This window comes from Klebsiella sp. HMSC16A12 (assembly GCF_001808265.1).
GTDB classification, from domain to species: Bacteria; Pseudomonadota; Gammaproteobacteria; order Enterobacterales; family Enterobacteriaceae; genus Klebsiella; species Klebsiella pneumoniae.
Genome location: NZ_KV792636.1, coordinates 179,397 through 197,416 on the forward strand (window position 1 = coordinate 179,397; position 18,020 = coordinate 197,416).

An 18,020-nucleotide genomic window follows, 5' to 3' on the forward strand; every position below is an offset into this window, starting at 1 on the left:
GAGAAACAATTAATTCACATGTGTACTGCTGAAAATTAGATATGCCCGGCTGAACGCTGCGCTTCCAGCTCGCGGAGCAGCGCCTCGGCCTGCCGCGGATTGCGCACCCGGACGAAGCGAATATGACGATATTGCGGATCCTGCATATCGGCCAGATAGCGTCGGCGATGCTGCCGCCATGTTTTCAGCGTCCAGAGGATGATGGATTCCCGGCTGCAGAACGAACGGCGAAAACTCTCGCAGTTGCCCGTGCCCGGCCACAGCTCCTGATGTCGCCACGCCCGGCTCGCCGCCCGCCATACCGCCTGGCGCAGCGTGCGCCAGAAACCATAATCTACCCAGATCACCAAATCCACCGCACGCCATTTAACGCTGCGGCTGCGATTGTAATTGCCATCCAGCACCCAGCCCGGCGTGGCCGTCGCGGCGGCAATGGCGGCGAAAAATGCCTCATCCGGCGCGCCCTGCCAGTTCGGCCGCCAGTACAGGCGATCGAGCTCGATCCAGGGTAATTCCAGCCTGTGCGCCAGGCGCCGGGCCAAAGTGGATTTGCCTGAGCCGCTGGTGCCGACCACGTTGATATTCATCTCTGTTTCTCCCGGTTACCAGACTCTGCCTGGCGATACTCTTGGATCATCTTTCGGGCTGCCGTCCCCCCGGTCATGCCGCGCCAGCGAATGTCGGTTCACCTGGCGCTGGCGTTTTTTGGGCCTACTACAATACCTGCCCTGCACAGAGGAATAAATCATCCGGCATAACCATTCTGCTCCACTGCGTCCGGTCATCAGGCTGGCACAATCCTCAGGCCGGGCATACACTCTGCGTACCTGTGAGCAGTATTCATCAATCCGGAAAGATTATGCTAAAAGAGAACGTAAACGATCTGCTCTCCTTTATGGTGGTGGCGCGTGAACGCAGCTTTACCCGCGCGGCGGCCCAGCTTGGCGTGTCGCAGTCGGCGCTCAGCCATGCCATGCGCCATCTCGAAACGCGGCTCGATGTCCGGCTGTTGACCCGCACCACCCGCAGCGTGGTGCCGACCGAAGCGGGAGAGCGACTGATTCAGCGCCTCGGTCCGCATCTGGAAGAGATCGAGCAGGCCCTGGCTGCATTGCGCGACACCCGAGAACGCCCGGCGGGCAACCTGCGCATTACCGCCGGGGAGCATGCCGCCAGCGCGGTACTCTGGCCGGCGCTAAAGCCATTTATGCTGCAATATCCTGATATTAACATCGAAATCACTGTTGATAATGGGCTCACGGATATCGTGGGTGACCGCTTCGACGCCGGGGTGCGTCTCGGCGAACAGGTGGCAAAAGACATGATTGCCGTGCGCATCGCCCCGGATATGCGGATGGCGGTGGTGGGTTCGCCGGCCTATCTGCAGCGGGCCGGTACGCCGCAAACGCCCTGGGATCTTGCCCAACATCGCTGCATCAATCTGCGCCTGCCGACACGAGGGGGACTTTACGCCTGGGAATTTGCCCGCGATGGCCGGGAGATTCAGGTGCGGGTGGAGGGACAGCTGATCCTCAACAGCCTGCCGCAGCGCATCGACGCGGCGGAGGCGGGCCTCGGGCTGGCCTACGTTCCGGATGACTGCGTGGCGGAGGCCTTAGCCAGCGGCCGGCTGGTGCGGGTGCTGGCGGAGTGGACCCCCGCCTTCCCCGGCTACCATCTCTATTACCCCAGCCGGCGCCAGCATACCAGCGCTTTCACGCTGTTACTGGAAACTCTGCGACGCTGATCTCATTGATAAATCTGTCAAATGCTCTCGGTAAATGTTTTAGGTGCGTAACTATTAGGTTACGTGTAGGATTCAGCGCCATGTCTGAGCTTATCTCCTACGTCAGAATGATGAGAAAGCCAGCATAATGTGCCAGCCGTCCTCCATTCCGGCTGCAAACATGGGCATTGACAGGAAACTGATACATCAATGAATACGAAACACGAAAGTGCAGCGGAGCATCATGCTGCAAAACGCCACTGGCTTAACTCACATGAAGCGGGTTATCACAAAGCGATGGGCAACCGTCAGGTACAGATGATCGCCATCGGCGGCGCTATCGGTACCGGTTTGTTCCTCGGCGCCGGGGCACGTTTACAAATGGCAGGGCCAGCGCTCGCCCTGGTCTATCTGGTCTGCGGCATCTTCTCCTTCTTTATTCTTCGCGCCCTCGGCGAACTGGTCCTCCACCGCCCCTCGAGCGGCAGCTTCGTCTCTTATGCCAGGGAGTTCCTCGGTGAAAAAGCCGCTTACGTGGCCGGCTGGATGTACTTCGTTAACTGGGCGATGACCGGGATTGTCGATATCACCGCCGTGGCGCTGTATATGCACTACTGGGGCGCGTTTGGCGATGTGCCGCAGTGGGTCTTCGCCCTCGGCGCGCTGGCTATCGTCGGCACCATGAATATGATCGGCGTGAAGTGGTTCGCCGAAATGGAGTTCTGGTTCGCGCTGGTTAAGGTGCTGGCGATCGTCGCCTTTCTCGTGGTCGGCACCATTTTCCTCGGCTCCGGTAAGCCGCTGGACGGCAATGCCACCGGCTTCCATCTGATCACCGATAACGGCGGCTTCTTCCCGCACGGCCTCCTGCCGGCGCTGGTGCTGGTGCAGGGGGTGGTCTTCGCCTTCGCCTCCATCGAGCTGGTGGGGACCGCGGCCGGAGAGTGTAAGGATCCGGAGACAATGGTGCCGAAGGCCATCAACAGCGTGATCTGGCGTATCGGTCTGTTCTATGTCGGTTCGGTGGTGTTGCTGGTGCTGCTTCTGCCGTGGAACGCCTACCAGGCCGGACAGAGCCCGTTCGTTACCTTCTTCTCAAAGCTGGGCGTGCCATATATCGGCAGCGTGATGAACATCGTGGTGTTAACCGCGGCCCTCTCCAGCCTTAACTCGGGTCTCTACAGTACCGGGCGTATTCTGCGCTCGATGTCGATGGGAGGCTCCGCGCCGAAGTTTATGTCGAAGATGAGCCGTCACCACGTCCCTTACGCCGGGATCCTGGCGACGCTGGGGGTATATGTAGTCGGGGTTTTCCTCAACTATCTGGTGCCATCTCAGGTATTTGAGATCGTACTCAACGTCGCCTCGCTGGGGATCATTGCCTCCTGGGGCTTTATCGTGGTGTGTCAGATGCGTCTGCGCAAAGCGATCAAGGAAGGGAAAGCGGCAAAGGTCAGCTTCAGAATGCCGGGGGCGCCGTTCACCTCCTGGCTGACGCTGCTGTTCCTGTTCAGCGTGCTGGTGCTGATGGCCTTCGATTATCCGAACGGTACCTACACCATAGGATCAATTCCGCTGCTGGCGGTATTGCTGGTGGCTGGCTGGTTTGGTGTGCGTAAACGCGTGCATGAGATTCACAGCACGGCGCCGACGCTGAGGAAGTAACTGGCAGGACTCCCGGTTTGTCCATCGCGGGCAAACCGGGAGGTCAGAACTTAATTATCTTCAACCAGCTGCGACACATCGCTGCTGTTAATTTCCCGCTTATTACCTGACTCATCGATATAGCTGGTCATCCCCGTTTCTTTATCCAGCTGCGGCTTGCCGTGGGTAACGATAGTTTGACCGCTCTTCGTGGTCATAACGTAGTTTGACGAACAACCTGCCAGCAGCGCCAGCATCGCGCCGGCGCAAATCACCATGAATGGCTTTTTCATTTTATCTCCACTGATTACCACTGCCCGCACGTGGCGGGAAAGGGTTAAGTGTATAACCATCTGGTTTGTCAGGCCAATAGGCGTTTGTAACAGAGGGTGAGTCGCCGGGCCTGGCCCGGCGGCATGCGGAGCGCGACCACCGTTTTCCGGTTTCGTCGCGCTGAGGTCTTACAGGGCGATGCGGATCACATCGTCCGGCGCGGTGGCTTCTTTCTCACGGCTGGAAGCTTGTTTCACGCTAACGTACAGCGTTTTGCCGTCCTCGGAGAGCGCCAGGCTGTTGGGGTGAGTCGGCGTTTTAAAGGTCTTCACTACCTTGTAGCTCTTGCCGTCGATAACGCTGACTTCCCCGGCCTTACGATGCGTCACATAGGCTTCGTTGCGCGCCGGGTTAAACAGCACCGCCAGCGACTCCGGCGCGGCGATTTTCTCCAGCACCTTGCCGTCGCGGGTATCGACCACCAGCACTTCCGGCTGCTTGCTGTCGGTAATAAAGGCACGATGGCCGGCGGTATCGAGACTCAGGTTAAGATAGAAATGCGCTTTGCCGTCATCCTGCAATTTTTTGCGCGACGCAATCGTGTTGCTCTCGCTGTCGATGGTCAGCAGTTCGCCATCGGCGTTGGTGGTATACAGACGCTTAGCCTGCGGATCGATCGCCAGACCCGTCGCCATTGCCCCGGTGCCGGTAATGGTCGTTTTCAGCTTCAGGGTTGCGCCATCTACCACCCAAATCACGCTCTCTTTGCCCAGACCGGTAATGTAGACCGTGTTGGTCTGCTCATTGACCGCCAGCTCGCGCGGCTGCAGCGGACGCACGGTTTCGCTGCGCTGACGCTCGTCCAGCACCAGGCGCCCCTTCACGGCGCCGGTTTTGGCGTCAATAGCGGTGACAGTGCTGTCGACGGTATTGCCAAACCACAGCGTGCCGGTGGCATGGTTGATAGTGGCGCCGAACGGCTTCAGATCGTTGTGAATAATCTGCGTCACGTCGAGGGTGGTGGGGTCAAGACGGTAAACCACCCCGCCTTTGTCCAGCGAACGACTCTGTGATGTGGCGACCCACAGCGCATTCTCCTGCTGGCTGTAGGCCATTTCGTAGGCCCCTTTTCCGACGGCCTTGCGCAGCATCTCTTCCGCGGCGTGGGCGCTAAAGCTGCCTGCCAGCAGCAGAGAAGTGACGAGCAGTGAATGGCGCAGACGCGGCGCGGCAAAATGACGTAATGACATGACGACTCCCTTTGATAAACCAGTATGTGCTGACCCGACATCGCTTCCGGCGGTAAAGTCCTGGCTTTACCCTTACTTTTGAATGCGAATAGTAATCATTATTTATATCAAAGTGGAGCGTTAATTGTTGTTGTGCGGTAAATTCATGCCTGGCGAGCACTATCCGTTAACCAGCAGCAGTTAATAATTTTCAAATATTTTACAAACGAGGTAACATATATACATATGTTCCATTTGGTTCGTCTTTGAGTATTATCGATGAAAATCCTGTCCGTGCGTCACGTCGCCCTCCCGGCCCTGCTCTTGCCGCTCATTGCCGCAGCCCAGGCCGCTGATGAACAAACCATGGTGGTGACCGCCGCGCCAACCACGGTTTCTGAACTGGATACCCCCGCCGCCGTCAGCGTGGTGAATGGGGATGAGATGCGCCAGGCCGCGCCGCGCGTCAATCTCTCTGAATCGCTGGGCGCCGTGCCGGGCCTGCAGGTGCAGAACCGGCAAAACTATGCCCAGGATCTGCAGCTGTCGATTCGCGGCTTTGGCTCGCGCTCAACCTATGGCGTGCGCGGACTGCGCATCTATGTGGATGGCATTCCGGCCACCATGCCCGACGGCCAGGGGCAGACCTCAAATATTGATATCGGCAGCGTTGACACCATTGAGGTGCTGCGCGGCCCCTTCTCTGCCCTGTACGGTAACTCGTCCGGCGGGGTGATCAACGTCACCAGCCAGACCGGCACCCAGCCGCCCACCGTGGAAGCCAGCAGCTACTATGGCAGCTTCGGCACCTGGCACTACGGGATGAAAGCCACTGGCGCCGTTGGCGACGGCAGCCACGCAGGCGATGTGGATTACACGGTCTCAACCAATCGCTTCACCACCCATGGCTATCGCGATCACAGCGGCGCGCGCAAAAATCTGGCGAACGCCCGGCTGGGGGTGCGTATCAACGACGTCAGTAAGCTGACTCTGCTGCTGAATAGCGTGGATATCAAAGCCAATGACGCCGGTGGCCTGACCGCCGATGAATGGCGCGATAACCCGCGCCAGTCACCGCGCGGCGACCAGTATAATACCCGCAAGAATACCCGACAGACCCAGGCCGGCCTGCGCTATGAGCGCCAGCTCAGTGCCCAGGACGATCTCAGCGTTATGATGTACGCTGGAGAACGTGAAACCACGCAGTTCCAGTCGATCCCGCGCGCGCCGCAGCTGAAGCCGAGCCATGCCGGCGGGGTGATCGACCTTACCCGTCACTACCAGGGGATCGATACCCGGCTGACCCATCGCGGAGAGCTGCTGGTGCCCGTCACGCTCACCGCCGGTCTCGACTACGAGAACATGAGCGAGCGGCGCAAAGGGTATGAAAACTTTGTGATGGTCAACGGCGCGCCACAGTATGGCGAACAGGGCGCGCTGCGCCGTAACGAACGCAACCTGATGTGGAACGTCGACCCCTACCTGCAGACCCAGTGGCAGCTCACTGACAAACTCTCGCTCGATGCCGGGGTTCGCTACAGCTCGGTATGGTTCGACTCGAACGACTACTACATCACCCCAGGCAATGGCGATGACAGCGGTGATGCCAGCTATCACAAATGGCTGCCCGCGGGCTCGCTGAAATATGCCCTGACCGACGCGTGGAACGTCTATCTTTCCGCCGGCCGCGGCTTCGAGACGCCAACCATTAACGAACTCTCCTACCGCTCCGATAACCAGAGCGGCCTCAACTTCGGCCTGAAACCCTCCACCAACGACACGGTGGAGATCGGCAGCAAGACGCGGATCGGCAATGGGCTGTTCACCGCCGCCCTGTTCCAGACCAATACCGATAATGAGATTGTGGTCGACAGCAGCAGCGGCGGGCGCACTAGTTATAAAAACGCCGGCAAGACCCGCCGTCAGGGGATGGAGCTGGGGCTGGATCAGCAGTTTGGCGAGAGCTGGCGTCTGAAGGCGGCCTGGACCTGGCTGGACGCGACCTATCGCACTAACGTCTGCGACGACGCCAGCTGCAATGGCAATCGCATTCCGGGGATCGCGCGCAATATGGGCTACGCCTCCTTTGGCTATCAGCCGGAGCAAGGTTGGTACGCCGGGAGCGATATTCGCTATATGAGCGATATCATGGCCAATGACGAAAACACCGCCAAAGCGCCCTCCTGGACGGTGGTTGGCCTGACGACCGGCTATAAATGGAGCTACGGCAGGATGGATATGGATCTGTTCGGTCGCATCGACAACCTGTTCGACCGGGAGTACGTCGGGTCTGTCATCGTTAACGAGTCTAACGGGCGTTACTACGAGCCTGCCCCGGGACGTAACTACGGCATCGGCCTGAACCTCGCCTGGCGCTTCGAATAACACGCCCCTTCCCCGCCGATGGCTCTCGCGATCGGCGGGCAAAGCGCTTTTCCTTACCGTCTATTCCACCGCCAGGCGGACACCCGCCAACCACCCGCGCTTGACACTCCCCCCCCTTCGTAGTCATATAGTCACCACATAATCACCATGGTTACTATTTATATTGATCGGCACTTTTATCAGCCAGGGAGGGATAAATGGATAATGTCGTTTATGCGGACTGCGTATTGATTAATGGCAAGGTCGCCACGGTGGACGCACATTTTAGTTTTAAGCGCGCCATCGCCGTGAAGCAGGGATGGATTATTAACGTTGGTGAAGACCAGGAGATTCAGCAGCATATTGGTCCCCAGACGCAGGTCATTGACCTTGGCGGCAAACTCATTTTACCCGCCGCGCATGACTCACATATCCATATCGGCTGGCTCGCTGACAGCTGGCATTGCCTGAACTGCCAGGACGTGCGTTCCCTGGCAGTACTGCGGGAAAGACTGCGCGACCAGGCAGCCCACACTCCCGCCGGGGCATGGATTCGTGTCTGCGGTCTGGATCCAAACGCAATCAAGGAGTGCGCGGCCGAGCAGCGCTCTCTGACGCGCTGGGATATTGACGACGTCACGGCCGATCATCCCACCCTGCTCGCCCTGTGGGACGGTCACTCCTGCATCGTCAACAGCCGGGCGCTGGCCCTCTCCGGTCTTGACGCCAGCCCCCCTGATCCCCTCGGCGGACATCTGGGGCGAACGGCCAGTGGCGAACTGGACGGCAATTTCATCGACCTGCCCGCCCTGCATCTCGCATCCGGCACGATGCCCCGTCTGACCGTAGCGGCCCTCAAAGAGAACCTTCTGGCAGCCCAGCGCCTGATGAACAGCGAAGGGTATGCCAGCTACACGGAAGGCGCCATGGGTCCGGGGGAAAACACGCGCGAGGTGGGCGCTGCGGGGGATCGCGCCATCGCCGCCTACCGTGAACTGCAGGATGAAGGAAAACTCACCGCCCGGGTATCCATCGCCTTTTACTCCGCCGAGCGGGGGGTTCAATCCTGCGCCACCCTGAAGCGCGATCTGGATAGCTTTGATTTCTCCCAGTTCACCGACCGGGACTGGCTGGACTGTCGGACCATAAAACTGTTCTGCGATGGCGTTCCCACATCGCACACAGCGTGGATGAATCAGGATTACGCCGACCGGCCGGGATATCGCGGACGCTCGGTGTTTGGTGGCCCCGAGGCGACCGAGGAAGCACAAGTTGAGGCGCTACAGCAGATGATTCTGCTGGCTCACCAGCGGGGTTTTCAGGTGGCTGTCCATGCGGTCGGCGATAAGGCGGTAAAAGTCACGATTAACAGCTTCGTGCAGGCGATTCAGCGCTATCCGGGGGAGAGCCGACGGCATTATGTGCTGCACGGCTCAATGGGCGATCGGCAAGATTTCGTGATGGCGGCAAAATACGGCATTCTGCTTTCCGAACAACCCTCACCCGGCGGCCCGGCATATGACTATGAACAGCGCGCCCGCTACTGTGGCATCAAGGGGGAAATCTGCAAAGGGCTACGGGATATCATCGACCTTGGGGTCATCATCGCCGGCGGGTCAGATGGCATTATGGCGCTGGTGAACTGGCGCAAAATGGTTCAGGCAGCGGTCACCCGCAAATCATCTTCCAGCGGCAAGGTTATTCGCCCGGAGCTGGCAATTAGCGTGGCGGACGGCGTGCGGATGTACACCATCAATGCGGCCTATCAGGAAGGGAAAGAAGCGGTACGCGGATCGATAGAGGTCGGCAAAGTCGCTGATTTTCAGGTGCTGGACCGCGATATCTTCGCCGTAGCCCATGAGGAGATTGGCGCCAGCCGCGTGGTGATGACTATGGTTGGCGGAAACGTCGTCTTTCAAGACTAACCGCGCTCACCCGGCTCAGGTCGCCGGGCGGGCAGCGTGCTGCTCCAGCGGAAGGCGTCTGCCCGTCAGGGGCAACGTTCTTCCGCTACAGGAGCGAATTAAAGCAGATTTCGCAGGGATAACTCGAAAATGATCTTTTCCGCCTGGCAGGAGAAGGCGATGGAGAGGTCGAGTTTCACCGCGTCGCCAGCGGCGGCGATGGTGTAATCGACCTGCGGCGGTTCACTGGCCGGCGCTGCGGCGGCAGCACGTTCGCGCACGGCGGCTACGGTGGATTCCGCTTCTTCGCGGTTTGGGAACACCTTCTCGGCCCGGTAGACGCAGTCCTCGTTATCAATGATCGTCCCGACATCAATGGCGCAGCCTTTGGTGCTGCATTTATCTACTACATCTTTCATCGTAATAACCTCTTGAGTTTTCTTAAGGATAAGAACCCGCCCACCGAAAAGCAAACCATTAATATCCGTAAGGATTAGCAATTTTTCTATTATATCGCGTCGCGCCGGGCGCCATCTTGCGCCACCGCAAAACGTGGCACCATGTTTACGGACGGTCGCGTAACGATACGCGTTGCCTCGCAGCAATCGTGGTCTCCATCACACTATTCTGCACACCATCTCGTCTGCCCCGACTCGCAGCGTTAGTCTGGTCACAGAACATCGCCAACAAGGAGCTGCTATGGCACTGCCGATTATGATTGATTGCGATCCGGGACATGATGACGCGATCGCCCTGGTCCTCGCCCTCGCCTCGCCGGAGCTGGAGGTGAAAGCCGTCACCGCTTCCGCGGGCAACCAGACCCCGGAGAAGACCCTGCGCAACGTGCTGCGTATGTTGACGCTGCTGAACCGGCCGGACATTCCGGTTGCCGGCGGCGCGTGGAAGCCGTTGATGCGCGATCTGATCATCGCCGATAACGTGCACGGCGAGAGCGGACTGGATGGCCCGAGCCTGCCTGAGCCGGCCTTTGCGCCGCAGAACTGCACCGCCGTCGAGCTGATGGCCAGCGTGCTGCGGGAAAGCCAGGAGCCGGTGACCCTGGTGGCCACCGGGCCGCAGACTAACGTGGCGTTGCTGCTCGCCAGCCATCCGGAGCTGCACGCGAAGATCGCCCGCATCGTGATCATGGGGGGCGCCATGGGGCTGGGCAACTGGCAGCCGGCGGCGGAGTTTAATATTTACGTTGATCCGCAGGCCGCGGAAATGGTCTTTCAGTCCGGGATCCCGGTGGTGATGGCGGGCCTTGACGTCACCCATAAGGCGCAAATCCTTCCCGCCGATATCGAGCGATTCCGCCAGATTGGCAACCCGGTGTCGACCATCGTCGCCGAGCTGCTCGACTTCTTTATGGCCTACCACAAAGATGAAAAGTGGGGCTTCGACGGCGCGCCGCTGCACGATCCCTGCACCATCGCCTGGCTCCTCAAGCCGGAGATCTTTACCACGATCGAACGCTGGGTTGGCGTAGAAACGGAAGGCAAATATACCCAGGGGATGACGGTGGTCGATTACTACCATCTGACCGGCAATCGGCCCAATACCACCCTGATGCTGGATGTGGACCGCGAAGCCTTTGTCGATCTGCTCGCCCAGCGGTTAGCCTTCTACGCCTGACCTCTATGCCAGGCCCCTTTTCCCTGGCGGAAAAAGGGGCCTGTTAATTCGAAGCCCGCCAGGTTAGTCGTCCGCCGCGACGCGGATCACTACCTTACCGAAGTTCTCACCTTTTAACAGGCCGATCAGCGCCTGCGGCGCCTGGTCCAGACCGTCGATAAGCTGTTCGCGATATTTAATTTTCCCCTCCTGCACCCAGCGCCCCATCTGCTGCTGGAATTCGGCGATCCGATGCCCGTAATCCTGGCCGATAATAAAGCCCTGCATCCGGATGCGCTTTTTGAGGATGGTCGCCATCAGCAGCGGCAGACGATCTGGCCCGTCCGGCAGCCCGGTGGCGTTATAGCCGCTCACCAGCCCGCAGACGGGTACCCGCGCTGCGGTATTCAACAGCGGCAGCACCGCGTCAAAAACCTTGCCGCCGACGTTTTCATAATAAACGTCAATACCCTGCGGGCAGGCCTGGGCCAGCTGTTCGGCAAAATCATCCGCACGATGGTCAAGGCAGAGATCAAAGCCTAACGTCTCAACCGCATAGCGGCATTTTTCCGCGCCGCCAGCGATGCCGACGGTGCGGCAGCCCTTAATTTTGCCGATCTGTCCAACCGTGGCGCCAACCGGCCCGGTCGCCGCGGCGACCACCAGCGTTTCGCCCGCCTTTGGCTGGCCGATGTCCAGCAAACCCATGTAGGCGGTGAAGCCGGGCATCCCCAGAACTCCCAGCGACCAGGACGGGTGTTGCGGATTGTCACCCAGCTTCACCAGTCCGCTGCCGTCGGAGAGTTCATAATCCTGCCAGCCGCTGTAGCCCAGCACCCAGTCGCCGGGTTGATAATCGGCATGATTTGAGCTGACCACGCGACTCACGGTCCCTCCCACCATCACCGCGCCAATGGCCACCGGCGGCGAATAGGACGGCGCGTCGCTCATGCGCCCGCGCATATACGGGTCGAGCGATAAATAAACGGTACGCAGCAGCACTTGACCCGGGCCTGGCGTCGGCACTTCGCTCTCTTCCAGGCGGAAATTCTCTGCCGTCGGTTCACCATGGGGGCGGGAAGCCAGTACCCAGCGGCGATGGCGTTGCGGTTGATCTGTCATAGCAAACTCCTCTTGTTAGCAGACTGTACTGAGGCTAGCTGCTTTATGCGCAACGTGCTTTACCATTAAGAGCCGGATGGCGATTGATTAAGGCGAACCACCAGATAGACGCAGGTCTCTGCGGATTCATTAATAAAGCGACAATCGTTGGGCGGGCCAAGCTCCAGACAATCCCCCGCCTGCATCTCATGGCGGGTATTGCCTTCGACAAACACCAGCTCGCCCTGTTGCAGCCAGATTAGCTGGCGGGCAAGCGCATAGGACGCGGCGGGCATCGGCACATCGCTACCGGGCGGCAGCTCAATCTGCACCAGATCGATCGGCAAATCGCTGCGCGGCGAAACGTGGCGGCGGAGATAGTGGCTTTGCGGGTCGCGCCATACCGGCTGGCTGGCAAAGCGCAGCAGCTTGCCCTCCTGCATTTCCGCGCGGGCGATCAGGGTCGACATACTGATGCCGAAGGCGCCGGAAAGGCGGCCCAGCATCGAGGCGGTCGGGCTGCTTTCGCCGCGCTCGATTTTATGGATCATCGCCCGCGAGGCGCCGGCCCGTTCGGCGAGGTCGTTCAGCGACCAGCCGCGGGACTCGCGCTCGATGCGGATGCGCGCGCTGATGCGCTGATTGAGGTTGTCTTCTATAGTATTCATAACGTAACACTATAGTGTGCGCCCCCCCATTACACAACCATCCACCGAGACGTGTTATTCCCGGGTTAGCCGTTAAAATTATGCTGAAAACGGATGACAGCGTGGCGTTCATTATTGTAATAATATTGTACTACTATAGTGTACGAAAAATTGAGGTTTGCTATGTCCATTCGCCCTGCCATTAAAGACGACTGCGCGGCGATCGCCGAGATCTATAACCATGCCGTCGTCCATACCGCCGCCATCTGGAATGATAAAACTGTGGATACCGACAACCGCATCGCCTGGTTTGAAGCCCGCCAGCTGGCTGGATTTCCGGTACTGGTGAGCGAGGAAGACGGCGTCATTACCGGTTATTCCTCGTTTGGCGACTGGCGGGCGTTTGACGGCTTTCGCCATACCGTGGAGCATTCGGTGTACGTTCATCCCGAACATCAGGGGAAAGGGCTGGGCCGCAAGCTGCTGGTCGCCTTGATCGCCGAAGCGCGACGGCTGAATAAACATGTGATGGTCGCCGGCATCGAGTCGCAGAATCACGCTTCGCTGCATCTGCATGAAACGCTGGGCTTTATCACCACCGGGCAGATGCCGCAGGTGGGCACCAAATTTGGCCGCTGGCTGGATCTGACCTTTATGCAGCTGCAGCTGGATGCGCGTCAGGACCCGGACGGCAAAGCATGAACGCGTCGCTCACTCTCGCCTGCCTGATCGCCGCCGGCGTTGGCCTGGTAGTGCAGAACACTCTGATGGTGCGCATCACCCAGTCGGCGTCGACGATCCTTATCGCTATGCTGCTCAATTCGCTGGTCGGGATCGTTATCTTCGTGACGATGTTACTGCTGCGCCAGGGCGTCGCCGGCTTTCAGGAGCTGGCCCTGAGCGTGAAGTGGTGGACGCTGATCCCCGGCCTGCTGGGGTCCTTTTTCGTCTTCGCCAGCATCAGCGGTTATCAAAACGTTGGCGCGGCGACGACCATTGCGGTACTGGTGGCCAGCCAGCTGGTGGGCGGGTTGATCATGGATTTAGTTCGCGCCCACGGCGTGCCGGTGCGGGCGCTGATCGGACCGTTATGCGGGGCGGTGATGCTGGTGGTGGGCGCCTGGCTGGTGGCCAGACGCCAGTTCTGAGCGCATCTTCAGAGGATCGCGCCGCCTTTGGTCAACTGCTCGCGGCGCGCGTCCTGCTCTTCCTGATGCTGTCGCCCATGATGGGCGATGGCGGTGCGCAGACGCTGCTGTTGGATATAGCGTTCCTCACGACTGAGTTGCGCATCATCACTCAGGGCGATTAGCAGCTCATTCATATGCGCGATAACGCCCTCGGCCAGGGCGTCATCGACTTTGACGATAACCTCATCCAGATGTGCCATCCTGTTCTCCTTTCGCTTAATTCAGCTTCGCTTTGGAAAAATCGCTCCCCATCATGCTGACGGTGTAGCCGCTGACGTTGCTGCGCGTCGCATAGAAGGTTTTACCGGTCGCCAGGGTGATCCATGGCGCCTGCTGATAAAAAATCTCCTGCGCCTGTTCGTAGAGTTTGGCCCGCGCCTGCGGATCGCTCACCAACAGCGCTTTCTTTACCAGCGCGTCATAGGATTTATCACACCAGCGGGCGGCGTTGGAGCCGGTCTGGATATTATCACAGCTGAGCAATGTGCCAGCAAAGTTGTCCGGATCGCCGTTGTCCGACATCCAGCCATACAGGGCGCTGTCGTGCTCCCCTTTACGCATACCGGCAAGGTATTCGCCCCATTCATAGCTGACAATTTTGGCTTTCACCCCCACTTTCGCCCAGTCGTTTTGGATCATTTCGGCAATGCGTTTTGAGTTTGGGTTGTAGGGGCGCTGGACCGGCATTGACCACAGGGTCACTTCCGCGCCTTGCTCCAGACCCGCCTGCTTGAGCAGCGCTTTGGCTTTCTGCGGATCGTAGTCATAGTCCGGGAGATCTTTCTTATACCCGAGCATCGTCGACGGGATCGGTGATTTCGCCACGCTGCCGGAATCGAGGAATACCGCCTTGACGATCGCCTGCTTGTCGGTAGCGTAGTTTAACGCCTGGCGCACCAGCACATTATCAAACGGTTTTTTCTCGGTGTTAAACGCCAGATAGCCGACGTTCAGCGCCTCAATCGCATGCAGCGCCAGATCTTTATTGCCCTTAATCACCGGGAACTGTACCGGCGACGGCGCGGGAATAATCTGGCACTCGTTGGTCTGCAGTTTCGCCAGACGGGTCTCGACGTTCGGCGTAATGGAGAAGATTAAGTGCTTGGTCGGTACCTCGCCTTCCCAGTAGTGGGGATTGGCAATATAGCGGATTTGCGAATCCACTTTATACTGCTGCAGCGCATACGGCCCGGTACCGACAGGCCAGTTATCAACGTTTTCCGGCGTTCCTTTCTTCAGCATCGCCTCACCATACTCTGCCGACAGAATAGAGGCGAAGTCCATGCCCCAGTCGGCAAGAAACGCCGCGTTCGGCTCGTTGAGCTCGAACTGGACATGGTAATCATCCACCTTTTTCACCGATTTAATCAGCTTATCGAGGCCCACGTCGTGGAAGTATTCATAGTTCCCCTGCGACACCTTGTGATAAGGATGCTGAGGATCCATCTGGCGCAGCACGGAGAACAGAACGTCGTCGGCGTTAAAATCGCGGGTCGGTTTGAAGAATTTGTTGCTGTTGAACTTCACCCCCTGACGCAGAGTAAAGGTCCAGGTTTTGCCATCCTCAGAGACGTGCCACTCGGTGGCCAGCGACGGGATCGGCGTATTTTTCACCGGGTCAAAGCTCACCAGACGGTTATACAGTACCTGCGAGCTGGCGACGAACGACGGACCGGAGCTGGCGATCTGCGGATTGAAGGACTCCGGAGAGGCTTCTGAGCAGTAGACCAGAGTGTCATTGCCTGCGGCCCAGGCGGCGCCGGCCGGCAGCAGTGCGCTCAGCAGCAGCGCCAGCGTGGTTTTCCCTGTAGACATGGTTATAAGTCCTGATTATTGATTATAAGAACAGTAATAACAGCACAGCCGCCTGACGGCGGCAAATAATCAATGGCTATCACCTTATGCAAAACGCGTGGAATTTGGTGGTTTAATCGACGTTGCGCTGCTTTTTACGCCAGAGGGCTTCGGGATGTTGTGAGCCACACAAAATTCCTGCAAAAAAATGTGCGATAACCGCCCGGCTCACGCTTCCCGTCAGTGCCGCCCGGTACACTGGGGGAACCGCAGAACAAGAGGTTTCCACCATGACAATCACCTGCAATCTGTACATTGACGGCCAGTGGCACGATGCCGAAGGCCGCCGCACCTTTACCCGACGCCACCCGGCCCACGATGAGGCAGCCTCGGTGGCCGCTGCCGCCAGCCTCGCCGACGGCAAACGCTGCGTCGAAGCCGCGGCCTGCGCCTTTCCGCTGTGGCGCGATACTGCGCCGGCGGAACGACGTCGCTTACTGCTCGAGGCGGCGGAACAGATGCTGTTGCGGGAGGCGAAATTTATCGCCGCCATGGCCGCGGAGACCGGCGCGACCGCGCACTGGGCCGGATTTAACGTTCATCTGGCGGCAGATATTCTGCGTGAAGCGGCGGCGCTGACCACCCAGATTGAAGGGCAAATAATTCCGTCCAACGTGCCGGGTAACCTGGCGATGGGCGTCCGCCAGGGGGCGGGAGTGGTGCTGGGCATGGCGCCGTGGAACGCGCCGCTGATTCTGGCCACCCGGGCCCTGGCGACGCCGCTGGCCTGTGGCAACACGGTGATCCTTAAGGGCGCCGAACTTTCCCCCGCCGCTCAGGGACTGATTATCGACGCCCTTGACGCGGCGGGCTTCCCGCCGGGCGTGGTGAACTATCTTACCTGTGCGCCTGAAGATGCGCCGGCGCTGGTGGAATCGCTGATCGCCCACCCGGCTGTGCGGCGCGTTAACTTTACCGGCTCCACACCGGTGGGACGCATTATCGCCCGCACCTGCGGACAGTATCTGAAACCAGCGGTGCTCGAGCTCGGTGGAAAAGCGCCCCTGCTGGTGCTGGACGATGCTGATATTGAGCAAGCGGCGGCGGGCGCTGTTTTTGGCGCCTTCGCCAACGCCGGGCAGATCTGCATGTCCACCGAGCGCATTATTGTCGACAATGCCGTAGCGGAGGCGTTTATCCCGCTGCTGGCCAGGCGCGCCGCCGCCCTGCCTGCCGCCCTCACGGGCCCGGTTGTCGATATGAACACCATCGCCCGCTGCAACGCGCTCATTGACGATGCGTTAGCGAAAGGCGCTCGCCTGCTGACCGGTGGTAAAGCCAACGATACCCATATGAGCCCGACCCTGCTGGACGGCGTGACCCGCGAGATGCGGCTGTGGCGTGAAGAGTCCTTCGGTCCGGTGAAAGCGATTATTCGCGTTCATAGCGAAGAGGAGGCGCTGGCGGTGGCCAACGACAGTGAGTACGGTCTTTCCGCTGCGGTCTACAGCCGCGACAGCGCCAGAGCGTGGAACGTAGCGCAACGTCTGCATACCGGGATTTGCCATATCAATGGCCCAACGGTGCATGATGAGGCGCAAATGCCGTTTGGCGGCTGCAAAGCCTCCGGCTATGGCCGCTTTGGCGGCCGGGCCGGGATCGCGGAATTCACCGAGCTGCGCTGGATAACGATCCAGACCCAGCCCCGCGAGCTTCCCTTCTGAGGCCCAGCGCCTCTTAACTATGGCTGGCGATAAGCTGCGCCAGCCCCTGCGGGTTTTCCCACGCCATCGAGTGTCCGGCATGGGGCACGATGCCGACCGGGATCCCTTGTGCCTGAACGAGGTCGCTATCCGCATAAGGGAGCGACCGCTCTCCGACGATCAGCATTTTCTGGCAGCGCAGCTGGCATAGCTGGGTAAACCAGGGCGTGTCGCTGCCGCATATCAGGCTGCTGGCGGCCCGCCAGACGGCCCAGGGGGCGCTGTTTTGTAAACAACCCGCCCACGGCGAGCGCTCCTCCGCCAGCAGCCGGGCATAGCCGTCAGCGACAAAGGCTGACTCTGACTGCGCCGCAATGCGCCTGCTGTACTCGCCGCCGCCGGCGAACAGATTGGGTTCCGAGACCAGCAGCGTGGTCACCCGCTCGCCCAGTAGCCCCGCCGCTTCGATGGCGATGCTCCCTCCCATGCTATGCCCGAACAGCGCGAAGCGCTGCAGGCGCAGGTGGCTGAGGAACTGCTCCAAAACTAAAGCCTGTTCATGTATGTTGTAACTAAACACGCGCGGTTTATCGCTATAGCCGAAGCCCGGCAGATCGATGAGTATTTTGCGCCGTTCGCGGAGCGCGGGATCGCTGGCAATGCGGGGATAATCGTAGGATGACGCGCAGCCAAGGCCGTGGATAAACACCACCGGAAGGCCATCTCCCGGGAAATCGTGCCAGCGCAGCGTGGCGCCAGCGACGGACGAATAAAAACCGTTCACCTGTATGCCTCCATGATAAGGTTACTGGTTTTTTATACAGTAACCTT

Annotated in this window: 17 protein-coding genes and 1 pseudogene; 8 read left to right on the forward strand and 10 right to left on the reverse strand. The window is 59.5% G+C overall.

Features of this window, described 5'->3' with window-relative positions; all coding sequences use genetic code 11:
• Positions 1-35: 35 nt before the first annotated feature.
• On the reverse strand, positions 36-587 hold the full coding sequence (locus HMPREF3140_RS20450) for a P-loop NTPase family protein (protein WP_004180132.1): 552 nt from the start codon (positions 585-587) through the stop codon (positions 36-38).
• Positions 588-859: 272 nt separating this feature from the next.
• On the opposite strand from HMPREF3140_RS20450, the gene HMPREF3140_RS20455 reads away from it, so the two are divergent.
• Positions 860-1,747, forward strand: coding sequence for a LysR family transcriptional regulator (locus tag HMPREF3140_RS20455; protein ID WP_002906776.1), 888 nt, complete (start codon positions 860-862; stop codon positions 1,745-1,747).
• Between the two features lie 189 nt (positions 1,748-1,936).
• Positions 1,937-3,391: an L-asparagine permease gene (gene ansP, locus HMPREF3140_RS20460; protein WP_014907513.1), complete on the forward strand. Its 1,455-nt coding sequence runs from the start codon at positions 1,937-1,939 to the stop codon at positions 3,389-3,391.
• A 50-nt stretch (positions 3,392-3,441) separates the two neighbouring features.
• Here ansP and HMPREF3140_RS20465 read toward each other — a convergent pair whose 3' ends face one another.
• Positions 3,442-3,663 (reverse strand): YgdI/YgdR family lipoprotein, encoded by a 222-nt coding sequence (locus HMPREF3140_RS20465; protein WP_002906779.1) that lies wholly within the window; start codon positions 3,661-3,663, stop codon positions 3,442-3,444.
• Positions 3,664-3,831: 168 nt separating this feature from the next.
• A complete protein-coding gene (locus tag HMPREF3140_RS20470; RefSeq protein WP_002906780.1) occupies positions 3,832-4,893 on the reverse strand; it encodes a 7-bladed beta-propeller protein YncE in 1,062 nt (353 codons plus the stop codon).
• Between the two features lie 258 nt (positions 4,894-5,151).
• Between HMPREF3140_RS20470 and pqqU the strand changes: the two genes are divergently transcribed.
• Both pqqU and HMPREF3140_RS20480 read left to right on the forward strand, forming a co-directional pair.
• Positions 5,152-7,257, forward strand: a complete 2,106-nt coding sequence (pqqU, locus tag HMPREF3140_RS20475; protein WP_004189794.1) for a TonB-dependent receptor PqqU — start codon at positions 5,152-5,154, stop codon at positions 7,255-7,257.
• 197 nt (positions 7,258-7,454) lie between these two features.
• Positions 7,455-9,161 (forward strand): amidohydrolase, encoded by a 1,707-nt coding sequence (locus HMPREF3140_RS20480; protein WP_032411588.1) that lies wholly within the window; start codon positions 7,455-7,457, stop codon positions 9,159-9,161.
• A 98-nt stretch (positions 9,162-9,259) separates the two neighbouring features.
• Here the strand turns inward: HMPREF3140_RS20480 and HMPREF3140_RS20485 are convergent, their stop codons facing one another.
• Together HMPREF3140_RS20485 and HMPREF3140_RS20490 are read right to left on the reverse strand one after the other, a co-directional pair.
• Positions 9,260-9,559, reverse strand: coding sequence for a DUF406 domain-containing protein (locus tag HMPREF3140_RS20485; protein ID WP_031589973.1), 300 nt, complete (start codon positions 9,557-9,559; stop codon positions 9,260-9,262).
• Between the two features lie 89 nt (positions 9,560-9,648).
• A pseudogene (locus HMPREF3140_RS20490) lies at positions 9,649-9,878 on the reverse strand (hypothetical protein).
• Here HMPREF3140_RS20490 and rihA point away from each other — a divergent pair.
• On the forward strand, positions 9,840-10,775 hold the full coding sequence (rihA, locus tag HMPREF3140_RS20495) for a pyrimidine-specific ribonucleoside hydrolase RihA (RefSeq protein WP_002906791.1): 936 nt from the start codon (positions 9,840-9,842) through the stop codon (positions 10,773-10,775). The pseudogene HMPREF3140_RS20490 and the gene rihA sit on opposite strands and share 39 nt — an antisense overlap.
• A gap of 63 nt (positions 10,776-10,838) precedes the next feature.
• Here rihA and HMPREF3140_RS20500 read toward each other — a convergent pair whose 3' ends face one another.
• On the reverse strand, positions 10,839-11,876 hold the full coding sequence (locus HMPREF3140_RS20500) for an NADP-dependent oxidoreductase (RefSeq protein ID WP_002906792.1): 1,038 nt from the start codon (positions 11,874-11,876) through the stop codon (positions 10,839-10,841).
• 65 nt (positions 11,877-11,941) lie between these two features.
• On the reverse strand, positions 11,942-12,523 hold the full coding sequence (locus HMPREF3140_RS20505; protein ID WP_002906794.1) for a helix-turn-helix domain-containing protein: 582 nt from the start codon (positions 12,521-12,523) through the stop codon (positions 11,942-11,944).
• 162 nt (positions 12,524-12,685) lie between these two features.
• Here HMPREF3140_RS20505 and HMPREF3140_RS20510 point away from each other — a divergent pair, with 162 nt between their 5' ends.
• Both HMPREF3140_RS20510 and HMPREF3140_RS20515 read left to right on the forward strand, forming a co-directional pair.
• Entirely contained in the window at positions 12,686-13,204 is a 519-nt protein-coding gene (locus tag HMPREF3140_RS20510) for a GNAT family N-acetyltransferase (protein WP_002906796.1), read from the forward strand.
• On the forward strand, positions 13,201-13,650 hold the full coding sequence (locus HMPREF3140_RS20515) for a DMT family transporter (protein ID WP_004180135.1): 450 nt from the start codon (positions 13,201-13,203) through the stop codon (positions 13,648-13,650). Before HMPREF3140_RS20510 ends, HMPREF3140_RS20515 begins: the two co-directional genes overlap by 4 nt.
• 8 nt (positions 13,651-13,658) lie before the next feature.
• On the opposite strand, the gene HMPREF3140_RS20520 is transcribed toward HMPREF3140_RS20515, so the two are convergent.
• Positions 13,659-13,892, reverse strand: a complete 234-nt coding sequence (locus HMPREF3140_RS20520; RefSeq protein WP_004180136.1) for a YdcY family protein — start codon at positions 13,890-13,892, stop codon at positions 13,659-13,661.
• A 16-nt stretch (positions 13,893-13,908) separates the two neighbouring features.
• Complete coding sequence (locus tag HMPREF3140_RS20525) at positions 13,909-15,507, reverse strand: ABC transporter substrate-binding protein (protein WP_009484786.1); 1,599 nt, start codon at positions 15,505-15,507, stop codon at positions 13,909-13,911.
• Positions 15,508-15,776: 269 nt separating this feature from the next.
• On the opposite strand from HMPREF3140_RS20525, the gene HMPREF3140_RS20535 reads away from it, so the two are divergent.
• Positions 15,777-17,210 carry an aldehyde dehydrogenase gene (locus tag HMPREF3140_RS20535; RefSeq protein WP_021466034.1) on the forward strand — a complete coding sequence of 478 codons (1,434 nt, stop codon included), beginning with the start codon at positions 15,777-15,779 and terminating at the stop codon, positions 17,208-17,210.
• Positions 17,211-17,223: 13 nt separating this feature from the next.
• Here the strand turns inward: HMPREF3140_RS20535 and HMPREF3140_RS20540 are convergent, their stop codons facing one another.
• A complete protein-coding gene (locus HMPREF3140_RS20540; protein ID WP_004891556.1) occupies positions 17,224-17,973 on the reverse strand; it encodes an alpha/beta fold hydrolase in 750 nt (249 codons plus the stop codon).
• Positions 17,974-18,020: the final 47 nt, after the last annotated feature.

Bases quoted from the DNA above. Each gene is read 5' to 3' on its own strand.
- pqqU (WP_004189794.1), top strand. From the start codon at position 5,152: ATGAAAATCCTGTCCGTGCGTCACGTCGCCCTCCCGGCCCTGCTCTTG.
- HMPREF3140_RS20520 (WP_004180136.1), bottom strand. From the start codon at position 13,892: ATGGCACATCTGGATGAGGTTATCGTCAAAGTCGATGACGCCCTGGCC.
- HMPREF3140_RS20505 (WP_002906794.1), bottom strand. From the start codon at position 12,523: ATGAATACTATAGAAGACAACCTCAATCAGCGCATCAGCGCGCGCATC.
- ansP (WP_014907513.1), top strand. From the start codon at position 1,937: ATGAATACGAAACACGAAAGTGCAGCGGAGCATCATGCTGCAAAACGC.
- HMPREF3140_RS20500 (WP_002906792.1), bottom strand. From the start codon at position 11,876: ATGACAGATCAACCGCAACGCCATCGCCGCTGGGTACTGGCTTCCCGC.
- HMPREF3140_RS20515 (WP_004180135.1), top strand. From the start codon at position 13,201: ATGAACGCGTCGCTCACTCTCGCCTGCCTGATCGCCGCCGGCGTTGGC.
- HMPREF3140_RS20510 (WP_002906796.1), top strand. From the start codon at position 12,686: ATGTCCATTCGCCCTGCCATTAAAGACGACTGCGCGGCGATCGCCGAG.
- HMPREF3140_RS20535 (WP_021466034.1), top strand. From the start codon at position 15,777: ATGACAATCACCTGCAATCTGTACATTGACGGCCAGTGGCACGATGCC.
- HMPREF3140_RS20480 (WP_032411588.1), top strand. From the start codon at position 7,455: ATGGATAATGTCGTTTATGCGGACTGCGTATTGATTAATGGCAAGGTC.
- HMPREF3140_RS20450 (WP_004180132.1), bottom strand. From the start codon at position 587: ATGAATATCAACGTGGTCGGCACCAGCGGCTCAGGCAAATCCACTTTG.
- HMPREF3140_RS20455 (WP_002906776.1), top strand. From the start codon at position 860: ATGCTAAAAGAGAACGTAAACGATCTGCTCTCCTTTATGGTGGTGGCG.
- HMPREF3140_RS20525 (WP_009484786.1), bottom strand. From the start codon at position 15,507: ATGTCTACAGGGAAAACCACGCTGGCGCTGCTGCTGAGCGCACTGCTG.
- HMPREF3140_RS20470 (WP_002906780.1), bottom strand. From the start codon at position 4,893: ATGTCATTACGTCATTTTGCCGCGCCGCGTCTGCGCCATTCACTGCTC.
- HMPREF3140_RS20465 (WP_002906779.1), bottom strand. From the start codon at position 3,663: ATGAAAAAGCCATTCATGGTGATTTGCGCCGGCGCGATGCTGGCGCTG.
- HMPREF3140_RS20485 (WP_031589973.1), bottom strand. From the start codon at position 9,559: ATGAAAGATGTAGTAGATAAATGCAGCACCAAAGGCTGCGCCATTGAT.
- rihA (WP_002906791.1), top strand. From the start codon at position 9,840: ATGGCACTGCCGATTATGATTGATTGCGATCCGGGACATGATGACGCG.